Below are 15,115 nucleotides of genomic sequence, written 5' to 3'. Positions count from 1 at the left end.
CGACTACAGTCGGCCTATGACCAAGTGGGAATACTCAACTGTGCCGCTGCTCGTCCACGCCACGAAGCAGATCCTGGACAACTGGGGCGAGGACGGCTGGGAGCTCGTCCAGGTGGTGCCCGGCCCCAACCCCGAGCAGCTCGTCGCCTACCTGAAGCGCGAGAAGCAGGCGTGAGCGCGGTCGAGGCCCGGCTCGCCGACCTCGGCCTGACGCTGCCGGAGGTCGTGCCCCCGCTGGCCGCCTACCAGCCCGCCGTGCGCTCCGGGGAGTACGTCTACACCGCCGGCCAGCTCCCGATGGTGGACGGACAGCTCCCGGTCACCGGCAAGGTCGGCGCCGAGGTCACGGCCGACGAGGCCAAGGACCTGGCCCGGACCTGCGCGCTGAACGCGCTGGCCGCGGTCAAGTCCGTCGCGGGCGACCTGGACCGGATCGCCCGTGTGGTGAAGGTGACCGGTTTCGTCGCCTCCGCCGCCGACTTCACCGGCCAGCCCGGTGTCCTCAACGGCGCCAGCGAGCTGCTCGGCGAGGTCCTCGGCGACAAGGGTGTGCACGCCCGCAGCGCGGTCGGTGTCGCGGTGCTTCCGCTGGACGCTCCGGTCGAGGTCGAGATCCTGGTCGAGCTGCTCCCGTAGCCCGCCCGGCTGCCGGTCGGGTACCTCTCGAACATCTGCCCTGTTCGGGATAGCCTCCGCCCATGGCGAACGGTCAGTGGTATCCCCCGGAGTGGCCCGACCGCATCCGCGCCCTCGCGGACGGCACGCTCACTCCCGTCGTCCCCCGGCGGGCGGCGACCGTGCTGCTGCTCAAGGACACCCCGGCCGGACCGGCCGTCCACATGCTGCGCAGACGCGCCTCCATGGCCTTCGCCGGAGGCGCGTACGCGTATCCGGGCGGCGGTGTCGACCCGCGCGACGACGACCACCACGTCCGCTGGGCGGGCCCCACGCGCGCGTGGTGGGCCGACCGGCTCGGCATGGAGAAGGGCGACGAGATGGGCGCCCAGGCGATCGTCTGCGCGGCCGTGCGCGAGACGTACGAGGAGGCCGGCGTCCTGCTCGCCGGGACCGGGCCGGACACCGTCGTCGGCGACACCAGTGGCGACGACTGGGAGGCGGACCGGCGCGCCCTGGTCGCGCACGAGCTGTCCTTCGCGGAGTTCCTGGACCGCCGGGGGCTCGTCCTGCGCTCCGACCTGCTGGGCGCGTGGACCCGCTGGATCACCCCGGAGTTCGAGTCCCGGCGCTACGACACCTGGTTCTTCGTCGCCGCCCTGCCCGGGGGCCAGCGCACCCGCGACCTGTCCACCGAGGCCGACCGCACGGTGTGGACCCGGCCCGCCGAGGCCGCCGCCGGGTACGACCGGGGCGAGCTGCTGATGATGCCGCCCACCATCGCCACCCTGCGCCAGCTCCTGCCCTACGGCACCGCCGCCGAGGCCCTCGCCGCGGCCCCGGACCGCGATCTCACCCCGGTGCTCGCGCGGGCCCGGCTGCTGGACGGCCGGGTGGAGCTGAGCTGGCCGGGGCACGAGGAGTTCACCAAGCACGTCCCGGCCGCTCCGGGTCCGCGGGGAGGGGTGGCATGACGGACGCCGCCGCCCTGCCCGGCCGGCCCCGCGGCGTGGTCCGCTCGGGGCCGGCCACCGAGCGCGCCGTCAACGTGCTCGCGCCCAACGCCTCGCCCATGACGCTGGACGGCACCAACACCTGGATCGTCGCGGAGCCCGACTCCGACCTCGCCGTGGTCATCGACCCCGGACCGCTGGACGAGGGCCATCTGCGCGAGGTGGTCGACACCGCCGAGAAGGCCGGCAAGCGGATAGCGCTCACCCTGCTGACCCACGGGCACGCCGACCACGCGGAGGGCGCGTCCCGGTTCGCGGAGATCACCGGCACGCGCGTGCGCGCGCTCGATCCCGCGCTGCGGCTCGGGGACGAGGGACTGGGCGCCGGTGACGTGGTCACGGTCGGCGGTCTCGAGCTGCGGGTCATACCGACGCCCGGCCACACCGCGGACTCCCTCAGCTTCCACGTCCCGGCCGACCGGGCCGTGCTCACCGGCGACACCATCCTCGGGCGTGGCACGACCCTGGTCGCGCATCCCGACGGCCGCCTGGGGGAGTACCTGGCCTCGCTGCGCCGGCTGCGCTCGCTGACCGTGGACGACGGCGTGCACACCGTCCTGCCGGGCCACGGGCCCGTCCTGGAGGACGCCCAGGGCGCGGTCGAGTTCTACCTCGCCCACCGCGCCCACCGCCTCGCCCAGGTCGAGACAGCCGTCGAGAACGGCCACCGCACCGCCGAGGCCGTCGTCGCCCACGTCTACGCCGACGTCGACCGCTCCCTGTGGCCGGCGGCGGAACTGTCGGTACGGGCCCAGTTGGACTACCTGGGCGAGCACGGGCTCATCTAGGACGCGCCCTTCACGCCGTGCACGCGCGCGTACTCCGCCGCCAGCCACGGGCCCAGGTCGTCCACGTAGCCGCGCAGGATCGCGGGGTCTCCGACGGGCTCGTGGCCGTAGCGGGCGGCGACGCGCATCTGGGCGGCGCGGCGGGGGTGGTAGGCGCCGAAGACCCCGGCCATCTCGGCCAGGTCGCTCGTCCAGCCGTTCCAGCGGGGCATGACCAGGGTGAAGCCGGTGCGCACCAGGTGGCGGGACATGAAGCGGACCAGGGGACGCCGGGCCTCCTCCGTGCCGGCGGCGCCCGCGATCCGCTCGCGCCAGCGCGGGAGCAGGTCCGCCAGGTCGCCGTTGGTCTCGCGGGCGAGCCGGGGCGTGGGCCGGTAGCGGGGCAGGCGCCGGGCGAGGTCGTCCCCGAGCAGCGGGGTGCACAGGCAGGCCAGGAACCAGCCCATGTCGTACCGCTCGGCCTCGCTCAGCAGCCGGGCCTCGCTGTACAGCAGCGGGCCCACGCCGTCGATCTCGGGGAACCGCCGGTCCAGGGCCGTGGCGAGGGCCGTCAGGGCGGCGCGGTCGGCGTCGGTGGGCTCCTCGCGCAGGGCGATCAGGAGGTCCAGGTCGCTGCGCCCCACGCGCGCGGTGCCGCGCGGGACGGAGCCGTAGAGGTAGCCGCTGTGCAGCCGGGCCCCGAAGGTCTGCGCCAGTCCGTCCCGCGCGGCGGCCACCACGGGACGGAACGCGTCCCGCACGCGCGCGAGGGAGCCTTCACGGGCGATGAACCCCTCGGCGTCGAGGCCGTGCGGGACGGGCGGTCCGGACATGCGGACACTGTGCACCGCCGACGGCGGCGGTGCAGGTCAATTACGACGGGCAGGCGTCAGCGCGACCGCTTGGCGAGGCGCTCGACGTCCAGCAGGATCACCGCGCGCGCCTCCAGGCGGAGCCAGCCGCGCTGGGCGAAGTCGGCCAGCGCCTTGTTGACGGTCTCGCGGGAGGCGCCGACCAACTGGGCCAGCTCCTCCTGGGTGAGGTCGTGCACCACGTGGATGCCCTCCTCGGACTGCACGCCGAAGCGGCGCGAGAGGTCCAGCAGGGCGCGGGCGACACGGCCGGGCACATCGGAGAAGACCAGGTCGGACATGGCGTCGTTGGTCTTGCGCAGCCGGCGGGCGACGGCACGCAGCAGGGCGCCGGCGACCTCGGGGCGGACGTTCAGCCAGGGCTGGAGGTCGCCGTGGCCGAGGCCGAGCAGCTTGACCTCGGTCAGCGCGGTCGCGGTGGCCGTACGCGGGCCCGGGTCGAACAGCGACAGCTCACCGATCAGCTCGCTGGGGCCGACGACCGCCAGCATGTTCTCCCGCCCGTCGGGGGAGGTGCGGTGCAGCTTGACCTTGCCCTCGGTGACGACGTAGAGCCGGTCGCCGGGGTCGCCCTCGTGGAAGAGGGAGTCGCCACGGGCGAGGGTGACCTCGCTCATGGAGGCGCGCAGCTCCGCGGACTGCTCGTCGTCAAGAGCCGCGAAGAGCGGGTTGCGCCGCAGAACGTCGTCCACGAGTTCTCTCCTTGTCGAGCTGCTCAGGGGATGTTCCTCCCCAGCGTGCCAGGGGACCGTGTTCCCCGTTTTCCCGGACGGTCCAAACAGTGTGATCTGTCACAAGGATGCCGCACAGGTGTCCCGGGGTAAGCGGCAGGGGTCCAATCGGGGGCCGATCTTCCGGGTCCGGCGCGGATGTCGGTGCCGGGCTCTAGGCTGGCCGGGTGTCCAAATCGCCGGTGAGAGCACAGGCCGAGGGGGCTGCGCGGGTGGTTGCACGACGTGATTCCGCCGTGGGCGAACAGGATTCCGATGGAAGTGGCAAAAAGGTGAAAACCACAAAAAAGGACTCGGCCAAGGCGGCCGGTGGCCCGACCGGCGAATCGCACACCGCCCTGGTCCGCCGCGCCCGCCGGATCAACCGCGAACTCGCCGAGGTCTATCCGTACGCCCACCCCGAGCTGGACTTCGAGAACCCCTTCCAGCTCGTGGTCGCCACGGTCCTGTCGGCCCAGACCACCGATCTGCGCGTCAACCAGACGACCCCGGCGCTGTTCGCCAAGTACCCCACCCCGGAGGACCTCGCGGCGGCGGACCCCGCCGAGGTGGAGGAGATCCTGCGCCCCTGCGGCTTCTTCCGGGCCAAGACGCGCTCGGTCATAGGGCTGTCCAAGGCGCTCGTGGAGGACTTCGGCGGGGAGGTCCCCGGCAAGCTGGAGGACCTGGTCAAGCTGCCCGGCGTCGGCCGCAAGACCGCTTTCGTGGTCCTCGGCAACGCCTTCGGCCGCCCCGGCATCACCGTGGACACCCACTTCCAGCGGCTGGTGCGGCGCTGGAAGTGGACCGAGGAGACCGAGCCCGAGAAGATCGAGGCCGCGGTCGGCGAGCTGTTCCCCAAGAAGGACTGGACCGACCTCTCCCACCACGTCATCTGGCACGGCCGCCGCATCTGCCACGCCCGCAAGCCCGCCTGCGGCGCCTGCCCCATCGCCCCGCTCTGCCCGTCGTACGGCGAGGGCGAGACCGACCCGGTCAAGGCCCGCAAGCTCCTCAAGTACGAGAAGGGCGGCTTCCCCGGCCAGCGGCTCAACCCGCCCCAGTCCTACCTGGACGCGGGCGGCATCCCGGCCCCGCCGCTGGGGGCCGGATGAGGGGAACGATCACGGGGCAGACGGGCGTTGGACACGGCAGCAGGGGGTGGCATGACGTACACGCGTGACACGCACGAAGGCCCGGTGGCGCTGCGCAGGGAGGGGCTGCCGGGCTGGCTGGAGCCGGTGGCGCGGGCCGCCGAGACGGTCCAGCCGCTCCAGCTCAGCCGCTTCCTGCCGCCCGAGGACGGCGGCGGCCGCCAGTCGGCGGTGCTGATCCTGTTCGGCGAGGGAGAGCGCGGCCCCGAGCTGCTGCTGATGGAGCGCTCCGGCTCGCTGCGCTCCCACGCGGGCCAGCCCTCCTTCCCCGGCGGCGCCCTGGACGCGGTGGACGGCGACCCGAAGGGCGACGGCCCGCTGCGGGCGGCGCTGCGCGAGGCGGAGGAGGAGACCGGGCTCGACCCGGCCGGCGTGCAGCTCTTCGGCGTGCTGCCGGCGCTGTACATCCCGGTCAGCGAGTTCGTCGTCACCCCCGTCCTCGGCTGGTGGCGCGAGCCGAGCCCGGTCGGGGTGGTCGACCCGGCCGAGACCGCCCGTGTCTTCACCGTCCCCGTGGCGGATCTCACGGACCCCGCCAACCGGGCCACCGCCCTGCACCCCAGCGGGTTCCGGGGCCCGGCATTCCTGGTCGAATCGGCCCTCGTGTGGGGGTTCACCGCCGGGGTGATCGACCGGCTGCTGCACTACGCGGGCTGGGAGCGCCCCTGGGACCGGACCCGGCAGGTCCCGCTCGACCGCCGGTCGTGACAGGGTGTCGTGCGTGATCGTTACCGCGGGAGAGTCGATGGGCGGGGCCTGAAGCGTTGAACGTGCTGGACATCCTGTTGCTGCTGGCCGCCGTCTGGTTCGCGGTCGTGGGCTACCGCCAGGGCTTCGTCGTCGGCATCCTGTCGGTGATCGGCTTCCTCGGCGGCGGCCTGCTCGCCGTCTACGCGCTGCCCCCGGTCTGGGACGCGGTGACCGGCGACGCCGAGGTGGGCACCGTGGCCGCCGTCGTCGCGGTCGTCGTCGTCATCGTCATCGCCTCCGTGGGGCAGGCCCTCACCACCCACCTGGGCAACAAGCTGCGCCGCCACATCACGTGGTCCCCGGCCCGCGCGCTGGACGCCACCGGCGGCGCCCTGGTCAACGTGGTCGCCATGCTGCTGGTCGCCTGGCTGATCGGCTCCGCGCTCGCCCAGACCACGCTGCCGACGCTCGGCCGGGAGGTCCGTGGCTCCAAGGTGCTGGTCGGGATGGACCAGGTGCTGCCCGTGCAGTCGGGCACCTGGTTCAAGGACTTCGGCTCGGTCCTCGCGCAGAACGGCTTCCCGCAGGTCTTCAGCCCCTTCTCCGACGAGCAGATCCGCGAGGTCCAGCCGCCGGACCCGGCCCTGGCGAGCAGCGCCGTGGCGGTCCGGGCCCAGCGCTCCATCGTCAAGGTCACCGGCACCGCCCGCAGTTGCGGCAAGGTGCTGGAGGGCACCGGCTTCGTCTTCGGCGACCGGCGCGTGATGACCAACGCCCATGTCGTCGGCGGCGTGGACGAACCCACGGTCCAGATAGGCGGCGAGGGCCGCAGGTACGACGCCACGGTGGTCCTCTACGACTGGCGGCGCGACATCGCCGTCCTGGACGTGCCCGACCTGAAGGCGCCCGTACTGCGGTTCGCCTCGAAGGACGCGGGCAGCGGGGACAGCGCCATCGTGGCCGGCTTCCCGGAGAACGGCGCGTACGACGTGCGCGCGGCGCGGGTGCGCGGGCGCATCACGGCGAACGGCTCGGACATCTACCGCCGGGGCACGGTCGGCCGTGACGTGTACTCACTCTTCACCACCGTCCGCGAGGGCAACTCCGGCGGCCCCCTGCTGACCCCTCAGGGCACGGTGTACGGCGTGGTGTTCGCCAAGTCGCGGGACGACGCCGAGACCGGCTACGCCCTCACCGCCGACGAGATCCGCCCGGACATCGCGCGGGGGCGTACGGCGAACCAACAGGTGGGTACCGACAACTGCGCCCTGTGAGGCGGCTGTGGCCCGCGAGGTGCCCGCACTCCGCGAGGTGCCCGCGTCCCGTGAGGTGACGCGGGCTCAGGTGCGCGCGGTGTGACGCAGGCGTACGGAGACCCAGCGGGCCCGGCGACGGAGGATACGCGGAATCCCCACCCTCGGGTCCCCTTCCGCGAGTTGCGGCGTTCCTGGTGGCGGCGAATCCGGCCCGGAGGCCGAGCGTCGTTCGCGGGGTGCGTCACCGTAGTCGTGCGTCCAGCCCATACCCCGACGTGTGCCCCCACCCCAAGGTCAGTAACCGCCTCCGGACCCCCTGATCGGCCTATGCGTCAGGCATGTGGCAGTTCGGTGAGCAAACAGTCGTAAACGGTCGGGAAAGCGGACACTCAGCGCATCCGAACGGTCACCGATCGGGTTCGGGGTCCTTCAGCCAGTTGATCAGCTCGGTGGAGAACGCCACCGGGTCCTCCTCGTGCGGGAAGTGCCCCAGCCCGTCGAACAGCCGCCAGCGGTACGGCGCCTCCACGTACTCGCCCGAACCGGCCGCGCTGCGCGTGCGGAGGACCGGGTCCAGCGAGCCGTGCAGATGCAGCGTGGGCACCCGCACCGGCCGCTTCATCCGCCGGTTGAACTGGATGCCGTCCGGCCGGACCAGCGACCGCACCAGCCAGCGGTACGGCTCGATCGAGCAGTGCGCCGTCGACGGGATGCACATCGCCCGCTGGTACGCCGCCACGTCCGCGTCCTCCGGCAGCCGCGGCCCGGACCAGTCCCGGATCAGCTCGCCCACCAGCGCGCCGTCGTCGGCGGTGAGCCGGCGCTCGGGAATCCACGGCCGCTGGAAGCCCCAGATGTAGGAGCCGGCCGCCGTCTGCCGTGCGTCGCGCAGCATCGCCGCCCGCCAGCGCCTCGGGTGTGGCATCGACGCCACCGCGAGCCGCCGCACCAGCTTGGGCCGCATCGCCGCCGCCGTCCAGGCCAGATAGCCGCCCAGGTCGTGGCCGACCAGCGCGGCGTCCGGCTCGCCGAGCGAGCGGATCACGCCGGTGACGTCCAGCGCGAGGTTGGCCGGGTCGTACCCGCGCGGGGTGCGGTCGCTGCCGCCGACGCCCCGCAGATCCATGGCCACGGCCCGGTAGCCCGCGCCCGCCAGCGCGGACAACTGGTGCCGCCAGGTCCACCAGAACTGCGGGAAGCCGTGCAGCAGCAGCACCAGGGGGCCGTCGCCCAGCTCGGCGATGTGGAAACGCGCGCCGTTGGCGGCGACGTCCCGGTGCGTCACCCGCTCCCCGGAGGGCAGGTCGAGGCGTACGGCTGGTGCGGCGGCGGGTTCCGTCATGAGGACGAGCGTGCCACAGCCTTGTGCGCGCGGTCCGCCACAGGCAGCTCACGCGGGTGCGGCTTGGCCTTCTGCAGGACGCCCGCCGACTGCTTCATGGACGCGGCGACCTTCTGCGGGCCCTTGCTCTTCTTGGCCTTCTTGGCGAACATCACGCCGATCAGGGCGAGCAGGCCGGCCACCAGCACATTGGCGGCGAAGGACAGCAGGAAGCACACCGCGAGGTTCCAGTGGCTCCAGGTCCGGATGCCGTACGCCAGCGCGAAGTTGAGCATCGGCAGCGAGAACACCAGCACCGCGCCCGCGCCGGAGAAGGCCCCGCCGCTCGCCGCGCCGCGCTTCACGTCCCGCTTGAGCTGCGCCTTGGCCAGCGCGATCTCGTCGTGCACCAGCGCCGACATCTCGGTCGTCGCCGAGGCGACCAGTTGGCCGATGCTGTGTTCGGCGCCGACCGGCCTGCCGTCGGGTGCGCTCATCGCGTTCTCTCCCTCTGCTTGTGGTGCCGTCTTGTTTTGTACCGTCTCGTCAGATCATGCCGGACGACCGTTCTCCTCGCCTGCCCCGCCCGGCACTTCGGCACGCGCGTGGCGTGCGGCGGCGGACAGCCCGGCCGCGATCCGCCGGTGCTCGGCGGCCTTCCCCTCATGGATCTCGGCCATGCGCAGGTGGTACGCCGGGTCGTCCTGTTCGTAGACGTCGGGGATGCCGTCCTGGTCCTCGTCGCGCTCCTCGTCCTCGCACAGCCGCCGGTATCTGGCGTTGCGCACCTTCAGCAGCACCGTCGCACAGATGGCCGCGATCAGCGATCCGACGAGGACGGACGCCTTCACCTCCTCGGTGAGCGGGGCGTCGCCGGCGAAGGCCAGCTCGCCGATGAGCAGGGAGACGGTGAAGCCGATCCCGGCGAGCGCGGCGACCGCGAAGACGTCGGCCCAGGCCAGCCCCTCGCTCAGCGAGGCACGGGTGAAGCGCACGGTCAGCCAGGTCCCGCCGAAGACACCGACCGTCTTGCCGAGGACCAGGCCGAGCACCACCCCGAGCGTCTCCGGCCGCGTGAACACCTGGGCCAGTGCCCCGCCGGACACCGGCACCCCCGCGCTGAACAGGGCGAACAGCGGCACGGCGAGTCCGGCCGACAGGGGCCGCACCAGATGCTCCAGCCGTTCACCCGGTGAGCGCTCCTCACCCTCACGGGTGACACAGCGGAGCATCAGGCCCATCGCCACACCGGCGATGGTCGCGTGCACGCCGCTGTTGTACATCAGCGCCCAGATCACCAGCGCCAGCGGCAGATGGACGTACCAGCCGCGCACGCCCTTGCGCTGGAGCAGCCAGAAGAGCGCAAGGGCGGCGACGGCGCCGCCGAGCGCCGCGAAATCGATCCGGCCGGTGAAGAAGACCGCGATGATCAGGATGGCGAAGAGGTCGTCGACCACGGCGAGGGTCAGCAGGAACGCGCGCAGCGCACTGGGCAGCGAGGTGCCGATGACCGCGAGGACGGCGAGCGCGAAGGCGATGTCGGTGGCGGTCGGCACCGCCCAGCCGGCCAGGGAGCCGCCTCCGGTGAGGCTGGTGAGCGTGTACACCAGCGCGGGTACGGCCATTCCGCACAGCGCGGCCACCACGGGCAGGACGGCCGCCCTGGGGTCGCGCAGGTCGCCGGCGACCAGTTCCCGCTTCAGCTCGACCCCGGCGACGAAGAAGAACACCGCGAGCAGTCCGTCGGCCGCCCAGTGGGCGACGGAGAGGTTCAGGCCGAGGGCGGCGGGGCCGAGGTGGAAGTCGCAGACGGCTTCGTACGCGTGGCTCAGCGCGGGGATGTTGGCCCAGATCAGCGCCGCGACGGCGGCGGCGAGCAGCAGGACACCGCCCACGGTCTCGGTGCGCAGCGCGTCCGCCACGGCGGTCCGCTCCGGCAGCGACAGGCGGGCGAGCGCCTTGCGGGCGGCGTTGGGGGTGCGGGGCGCGGCCACGGTGAGGACCTCCGGCTGGTGGGCATGACAGAACGCTTGCCGACCAGACTTCCCGGCGCACCTCGGGCACGGACCACTGCCGTACTTTGTTTACTTTACCTAAGATCAGACGATCCGGCAGATCGGGTGCCCCGGCGCGCTCGCCGGGGCACCCTCTGTCCGCCGGTGGCTCAGTCCTCGCTCGAGGACGAGGGCAGCTTGGACTGGATGAGCGTCATGACCGTGGAGTCGGTCAGGGTCGTGACGTCCCCGAGCTGACGGTTCTCCGCCACGTCCCGCAGCAGCCGGCGCATGATCTTGCCGGAGCGGGTCTTGGGCAGCTCCGCGACCGGCAGCACGCGCTTGGGCTTGGCGATCGGGCCGAGGGTGGCGCCGACGTGGTCGCGCAGCTCGGCGACCAGCTTCTCGTCCTCGGCGGCCGAGCCGCGCAGGATGACGAACGCGACGATGGCCTGCCCGGTCGTCTCGTCGGCGGCGCCCACGACGGCCGCCTCGGCGACTGCCGGGTGCGACACCAGGGCCGACTCCACCTCGGTGGTGGAGATGTTGTGGCCCGACACCAGCATCACGTCGTCCACCCGGCCGAGGAGCCAGATGTCCCCGTCGTCGTCCTTCTTGGCGCCGTCGCCGGCGAAGTACTTGCCCTCGAAGCGCGACCAGTAGGTGTCCAGGAAGCGCTGGTCGTCGCCCCAGATGGTGCGCAGCATCGACGGCCACGGCTCGGTGAGGACCAGGTAGCCGCCGCCCCCGTTGGGCACCTCGTTGGCCTCGTCGTCGACGACGGTGGCACTGATGCCGGGCAGCGGGCGCTGCGCGGAACCGGGCTTGGTCTCGGTGACGCCCGGCAGCGGCGAGATCATCATCGCGCCGGTCTCGGTCTGCCACCAGGTGTCCACGACCGGGGTGCGGTCGGCGCCGATGTTCTTGCGGTACCAGACCCACGCCTCGGGGTTGATGGGCTCGCCCACCGAACCGAGCACCCTGAGCGAGGTCAGGTCGAACTGCGCGGGGATGTCGTCGCCCCACTTCATGAACGTCCGGATCGCGGTGGGCGCGGTGTAGAGGATCGAGACCCGGTACTTCTCGACGATCTCCCAGAAGCGGCCCTGGTGCGGGGTGTCCGGGGTGCCCTCGTACATCACCTGGGTCGCGCCGTTGGCCAGCGGGCCGTAGACGATGTACGAGTGGCCGGTGACCCAGCCGACGTCCGCCGTGCACCAGTAGACGTCCGTCTCCGGCTTGAGGTCGAACACCGCCCAGTGGGTGTAGGCGGTCTGTGTGAGGTAGCCGCCCGAGGTGTGCAGGATGCCCTTGGGCTTACCCGTGGTGCCGGAGGTGTAGAGGATGAACAGCGGGTGCTCCGCGTCGAACGCCTCCGGGGTGTGCTCGGCCGACTGACGCCCGACCAGCTCGTCCCACCACACGTCCCGCTCGGCGTCGAACGCCACGTCCTGCCCGGTCCGGCGCACCACCAGCACGTGCTCGACGGTGCCGTCGGCCTTGGCGACCGCGTCGTCCACGGCGGGCTTGAGCGCGGACGGCTGGCCCCGGCGGTAGCCGCCGTCCGCGGTGATGACGACCTTGGCGTCCGCGTCCTTGATGCGGGTGGCCAGCGCGTCGGCCGAGAAGCCGCCGAAGACCACCGAGTGCGCGGCGCCGATGCGGGCCGAGGCCAGCATGGCGATGGCGGTCTCGGGGATCATCGGCATGTAGATGGCGACCCGGTCGCCCTTGCGGACACCCAGCTCCAGCAGCGCGTTGGCCGCCTTGGAGACCTCGTCCTTCAGCTCGGCGTAGGTGATGGAGCGGCTGTCGCCCGGCTCGCCCTCGAAGTGGATGGCGACCCGGTCGCCGTTGCCGGCCTCCACGTGCCGGTCGACGCAGTTGTAGGCGACGTTCAGCTCGCCGTCCTCGAACCACTTGGCGAACGGCGGGTTCGACCAGTCCAGCGTCTTCGTCGGCTCCTTGGCCCAGCTCAGCCGGCGGGCCTGCTCGGCCCAGAAGCCGAGCCGGTCCGCCGCGGCCTGTTCATACGCCTCGGCCGTGACGTTGGCGTTCGCGGCCAGGTCGGCCGGCGGCGCGAAGCGTCGCTCCTCCTTCAGAAGGTTGGCCAGGCTCTCGTTGCTCACGACATCTCCCTTTCCCAGGGTGTCCGTTGTGTCCCAGGCCACACCTCATCAGACGTCGGGGCTGATGACAAGGGTGGACCGCAGAATTGGTTTAGACCTTTCTGCGGTCACTGTGCGGGTGGCCGCTCAGACCAAGCTGCCCACCTCCGGCGCCTCTCGCACGTCCTCTCCGACATCGTCGAAGACCGCCTTACCCTCGTCGCCGAGCAGGTACGCCCGCGCCTCTCCGACGTGGAAGTACATGCCGTGCAGCTCCAGCGTCCCGGCAGCCAGGGCGCGTGCGACCGACTCGTGCGCCCGCAGGTGCGCCAACTGCTGCACCACATTGGCCAGCGACAGCTCCTCCACCGCGTCGGCCACCGGGCGCGGGGCGAGCCGGGGCCGCTCCGGGTGCCCCTCGGCCAGCCGGGCCAGGCTCGGCTCCCCGTACCGCAGCCACCGGCGCAGCGGGGTCGGGGCGGCGCCGGGCTCGGCGGCGAGCAGGGCCTGCATCGCGCCGCACCCGGAGTGCCCGCACACGGTGATCGACCCGACCCCGAGCACGTCCACCGCGTACTCGATGGCGGCGGCCACCGAGTCGTCGGTGTGCTCCTGGCCCGGTGGCGGCACCAGGTTGCCGACATTGCGCACCACGAAGAGGTCGCCGGGGCCGCTGGCGGTGATCATCGAGGTGACGAGCCGGGAGTCGGCGCAGGTGAGGAAGAGCTGCGAGGGCCGCTGTCCCTCCCTCGCCAGCCGGGCCAGCTCCTCCCGCACCAGCGGGGCGGTGTTGCGCTGGAACGAGCTGATGCCACGGGCGAGTTCACGGGTGTCGGCGCGCGGGGTGCCGGTGGCGTCGGCCGCACCCTGGCGCACGGTGGCCGCCGGCATGTCGCACCGGTGGTTGCGCCACGGCGTCCAGGGCCGGCACCGGCAGACGGTGGAGGACGGGGGGCCCGCGCTCCGCACGCCGGTGCGGTGGTCCTTCAGCTCCGCGGAGCCGCCCCGCGCGGTGTGGGAACTCCGCCAGTCCTGGAGCGACTCGTACGCCGCGTGGTCCATGAAAGACCCGTCCAGCTCGACGACGGCACGGGTGCCGTGCGGGACCTGGTGGAGGGCTCGGCTGAGGCGGGGCACGGCGAGGAACGTCAACTGGCCGCGCACCCGGATGTGATGGACTCCTTCCTTCTCCTCGTGCGTGATGCGGGTGTGGGTGAGGCGGTGCAGGGCGAGGGCGACGGCCACGGCGATCCCGAGGAGCACGCCCTGAAGGACACCCAGGCAGACCACGCCGAGGGTGGTCGCGGCGTACGCCGGTACCTCGCGGTGGCGGGTCACCGTGCGGATGTGGTTCAGGGACACCATCTGGATGCCGACCGCCATCACCAGGGAGGCGAGCGAGGCGAGCGGGATCTGCTCCAGGAGGGGGACCATCAGCAGGGCGGCGATCACCACGAGACCGCCGTGCAGCATCGTGGAATTCCGGCTCACGGCACCTGAGTTGACGTTCGCCGTGCTCCGTACCGCCACCCCCGCGACCGGCAGTCCGCCGAGCGCGCCGGAGACGATGTTGGCCGCGCCCTGGCCGAGAAGTTCGCGGTCCAGGTCGGAGCGCCCCACGCGCGCGGGGCCGGTACGGCCGGCGGCCAGCTTGTCCACGGCCACCGCGCCGAGCAGCGACTGCACGCTGCACACCAGGGTGGTGGTGAGCACGGCGGCGACGATGCCGAGCGTCGGCCCCTCGGGGAGTCCGGCCAGGGCGTGGCTGCGCCAGGACGGCAGATCGACGCGGGGCAGGGTGAGCCCGGTCAGCGCCGCCGTCAGGGTGGCCCCGACGACGGCGACCAGCGCGGCCGGCACCTTGCGCAGCCGCCCGCCCACCGGGCCGGGGATGCGGGGCCAGGCCAGCAGCAGGGTCAGCGTCAGCGCGCTGATCACCAGGGCGGCAGGGTCGAGGTGGGCCAACTGGCCGGGCAGCGCGCGCAGGTTGGTGAGGACGGAGCTGTCCGGCCGGCCGCCGAGCACGATGTGCACCTGGGCCACGGCGATGGTGATGCCGATGCCCGCGAGCATGCCGTGCACGACCGCCGGGCTGACGGCGAGCGCGCCGCGCGCCACCTTCAGGCAGCCGAGGCCGAGCTGGGCGAGCCCGGCGAGGACGGTGATGCCGCAGGTCGCCCGCCACCCGTACTGGTGGATGAGGTCGGCGGTGACCACGGTCAGACCGGCGGCGGGCCCGCTGACCTGCAACGGGCAGCCGCCGATGCGGCCGGCGACGATCCCGCCGACCGCCGCGGCGACCAGGCCCGCCTGGAGCGGGGCACCGGTGGCCAGGGCGATGCCGAGAGAGAGCGGCAGGGCGATGAGGAACACCGCGATGGACGCGGAGACGTCGGCGCCCGCTACGCGGAAGCGGCGGCGCCGGGGCGGTGGGGTGGTGTGGGGCGGGGAGTGCTCGGATCGGAGTGGTGCGCAGGCTGACATGTTCCCGTCTCCTCCGGGGCAGCGCGGTCGCGGTCATGGGTTCCGCCAGGGGCGGGGGTTCGGTCGCGGCCGTGGGTCACGGCGTGCAGCGGCGGGATGGTTCAACGCTCGGTAAACGAACCGTAATCCAG

The 15,115-nt window shown here is 72.7% G+C and carries 15 protein-coding genes; 7 read left to right on the top strand and 8 right to left on the bottom strand.

The genetic code is table 11. The features are described 5' to 3' along the window. Positions 1-16 precede the first annotated feature (16 nt). The 4 genes from ACZ3HQ_RS09685 to ACZ3HQ_RS09670 all read left to right on the top strand — a co-directional run bounded on the left by ACZ3HQ_RS09685 (position 17) and on the right by ACZ3HQ_RS09670 (position 2,416). Complete coding sequence (locus tag ACZ3HQ_RS09685) at positions 17-175, top strand: DUF4177 domain-containing protein (protein WP_018547934.1); 159 nt, start codon at positions 17-19, stop codon at positions 173-175. Then, a complete protein-coding gene (locus ACZ3HQ_RS09680; RefSeq protein ID WP_467509166.1) occupies positions 172-636 on the top strand; it encodes a RidA family protein in 465 nt (154 codons plus the stop codon). The genes ACZ3HQ_RS09685 and ACZ3HQ_RS09680 overlap by 4 nt, the downstream gene beginning before the upstream one ends. Positions 637-698: 62 nt before the next feature. Next, complete coding sequence (locus tag ACZ3HQ_RS09675; protein ID WP_467509165.1) at positions 699-1,589, top strand: NUDIX hydrolase; 891 nt, start codon at positions 699-701, stop codon at positions 1,587-1,589. Further along, on the top strand, positions 1,586-2,416 hold the full coding sequence (locus ACZ3HQ_RS09670) for an MBL fold metallo-hydrolase (protein ID WP_467509164.1): 831 nt from the start codon (positions 1,586-1,588) through the stop codon (positions 2,414-2,416). Before ACZ3HQ_RS09675 ends, ACZ3HQ_RS09670 begins: the two co-directional genes overlap by 4 nt. Here the strand turns inward: ACZ3HQ_RS09670 and ACZ3HQ_RS09665 are convergent. Together ACZ3HQ_RS09665 and ACZ3HQ_RS09660 are read right to left on the bottom strand one after the other, a co-directional pair. Further along, a complete protein-coding gene (locus ACZ3HQ_RS09665; protein ID WP_467509163.1) occupies positions 2,413-3,228 on the bottom strand; it encodes a nucleotidyltransferase domain-containing protein in 816 nt (271 codons plus the stop codon). The two genes, ACZ3HQ_RS09670 and ACZ3HQ_RS09665, sit on opposite strands and share 4 nt — an antisense overlap. Positions 3,229-3,284: 56 nt before the next feature. Then, on the bottom strand, positions 3,285-3,959 hold the full coding sequence (locus ACZ3HQ_RS09660; protein WP_030811441.1) for a Crp/Fnr family transcriptional regulator: 675 nt from the start codon (positions 3,957-3,959) through the stop codon (positions 3,285-3,287). A 311-nt stretch (positions 3,960-4,270) separates the two neighbouring features. Here ACZ3HQ_RS09660 and nth point away from each other — a divergent pair, with 311 nt between their 5' ends. The 3 genes from nth to ACZ3HQ_RS09645 are packed head-to-tail and all read left to right on the top strand — an operon-like array spanning position 4,271 to position 7,095. Further along, positions 4,271-5,092 carry an endonuclease III gene (nth, locus tag ACZ3HQ_RS09655; protein ID WP_467509162.1) on the top strand — a complete coding sequence of 274 codons (822 nt, stop codon included), beginning with the start codon at positions 4,271-4,273 and terminating at the stop codon, positions 5,090-5,092. A gap of 51 nt (positions 5,093-5,143) precedes the next feature. Beyond that, positions 5,144-5,839, top strand: a complete 696-nt coding sequence (locus ACZ3HQ_RS09650; protein WP_467509161.1) for an NUDIX hydrolase — start codon at positions 5,144-5,146, stop codon at positions 5,837-5,839. Positions 5,840-5,895: 56 nt separating this feature from the next. Continuing rightward, positions 5,896-7,095: a MarP family serine protease gene (locus ACZ3HQ_RS09645; RefSeq protein ID WP_467509160.1), complete on the top strand. Its 1,200-nt coding sequence runs from the start codon at positions 5,896-5,898 to the stop codon at positions 7,093-7,095. A gap of 66 nt (positions 7,096-7,161) precedes the next feature. Here the strand turns inward: ACZ3HQ_RS09645 and ACZ3HQ_RS09640 are convergent, their stop codons facing one another. The 6 genes from ACZ3HQ_RS09640 to ACZ3HQ_RS09615 form a co-directional block, all read right to left on the bottom strand. After that, positions 7,162-7,344, bottom strand: coding sequence for a hypothetical protein (locus tag ACZ3HQ_RS09640; RefSeq protein WP_467509159.1), 183 nt, complete (start codon positions 7,342-7,344; stop codon positions 7,162-7,164). A 139-nt stretch (positions 7,345-7,483) separates the two neighbouring features. Continuing rightward, positions 7,484-8,419: an alpha/beta fold hydrolase gene (locus ACZ3HQ_RS09635; protein WP_467509158.1), complete on the bottom strand. Its 936-nt coding sequence runs from the start codon at positions 8,417-8,419 to the stop codon at positions 7,484-7,486. Beyond that, entirely contained in the window at positions 8,416-8,895 is a 480-nt protein-coding gene (locus tag ACZ3HQ_RS09630; RefSeq protein WP_467509157.1) for a phage holin family protein, read from the bottom strand. The genes ACZ3HQ_RS09635 and ACZ3HQ_RS09630 overlap by 4 nt, the downstream gene beginning before the upstream one ends. A gap of 54 nt (positions 8,896-8,949) precedes the next feature. After that, complete coding sequence (gene nhaA, locus ACZ3HQ_RS09625) at positions 8,950-10,392, bottom strand: Na+/H+ antiporter NhaA (RefSeq protein WP_467509156.1); 1,443 nt, start codon at positions 10,390-10,392, stop codon at positions 8,950-8,952. Positions 10,393-10,562: 170 nt separating this feature from the next. After that, positions 10,563-12,521: an acetate--CoA ligase gene (gene acs, locus ACZ3HQ_RS09620; RefSeq protein WP_467509155.1), complete on the bottom strand. Its 1,959-nt coding sequence runs from the start codon at positions 12,519-12,521 to the stop codon at positions 10,563-10,565. A gap of 126 nt (positions 12,522-12,647) precedes the next feature. Continuing rightward, positions 12,648-14,984 carry a SulP family inorganic anion transporter gene (locus ACZ3HQ_RS09615; RefSeq protein ID WP_467509154.1) on the bottom strand — a complete coding sequence of 779 codons (2,337 nt, stop codon included), beginning with the start codon at positions 14,982-14,984 and terminating at the stop codon, positions 12,648-12,650. Positions 14,985-15,115: the final 131 nt, after the last annotated feature.

The organism is Streptomyces sp. NPDC018263 (genome assembly GCF_055562575.1).
This window is presented reverse-complemented; position numbering and strand designations above follow the sequence as displayed.

Coding starts and splice junctions, on each gene's coding strand:
- ACZ3HQ_RS09685 (WP_018547934.1), top strand. CDS start 17: ATGACCAAGTGGGAATACTCAACTGTGCCGCTGCTCGTCCACGCCACG.
- ACZ3HQ_RS09675 (WP_467509165.1), top strand. CDS start 699: ATGGCGAACGGTCAGTGGTATCCCCCGGAGTGGCCCGACCGCATCCGC.
- ACZ3HQ_RS09670 (WP_467509164.1), top strand. CDS start 1,586: ATGACGGACGCCGCCGCCCTGCCCGGCCGGCCCCGCGGCGTGGTCCGC.
- ACZ3HQ_RS09665 (WP_467509163.1), bottom strand. CDS start 3,228: ATGTCCGGACCGCCCGTCCCGCACGGCCTCGACGCCGAGGGGTTCATC.
- ACZ3HQ_RS09650 (WP_467509161.1), top strand. CDS start 5,144: ATGACGTACACGCGTGACACGCACGAAGGCCCGGTGGCGCTGCGCAGG.
- ACZ3HQ_RS09640 (WP_467509159.1), bottom strand. CDS start 7,344: ATGGGCTGGACGCACGACTACGGTGACGCACCCCGCGAACGACGCTCG.
- ACZ3HQ_RS09635 (WP_467509158.1), bottom strand. CDS start 8,419: ATGACGGAACCCGCCGCCGCACCAGCCGTACGCCTCGACCTGCCCTCC.
- ACZ3HQ_RS09630 (WP_467509157.1), bottom strand. CDS start 8,895: ATGAGCGCACCCGACGGCAGGCCGGTCGGCGCCGAACACAGCATCGGC.
- ACZ3HQ_RS09615 (WP_467509154.1), bottom strand. CDS start 14,984: ATGTCAGCCTGCGCACCACTCCGATCCGAGCACTCCCCGCCCCACACC.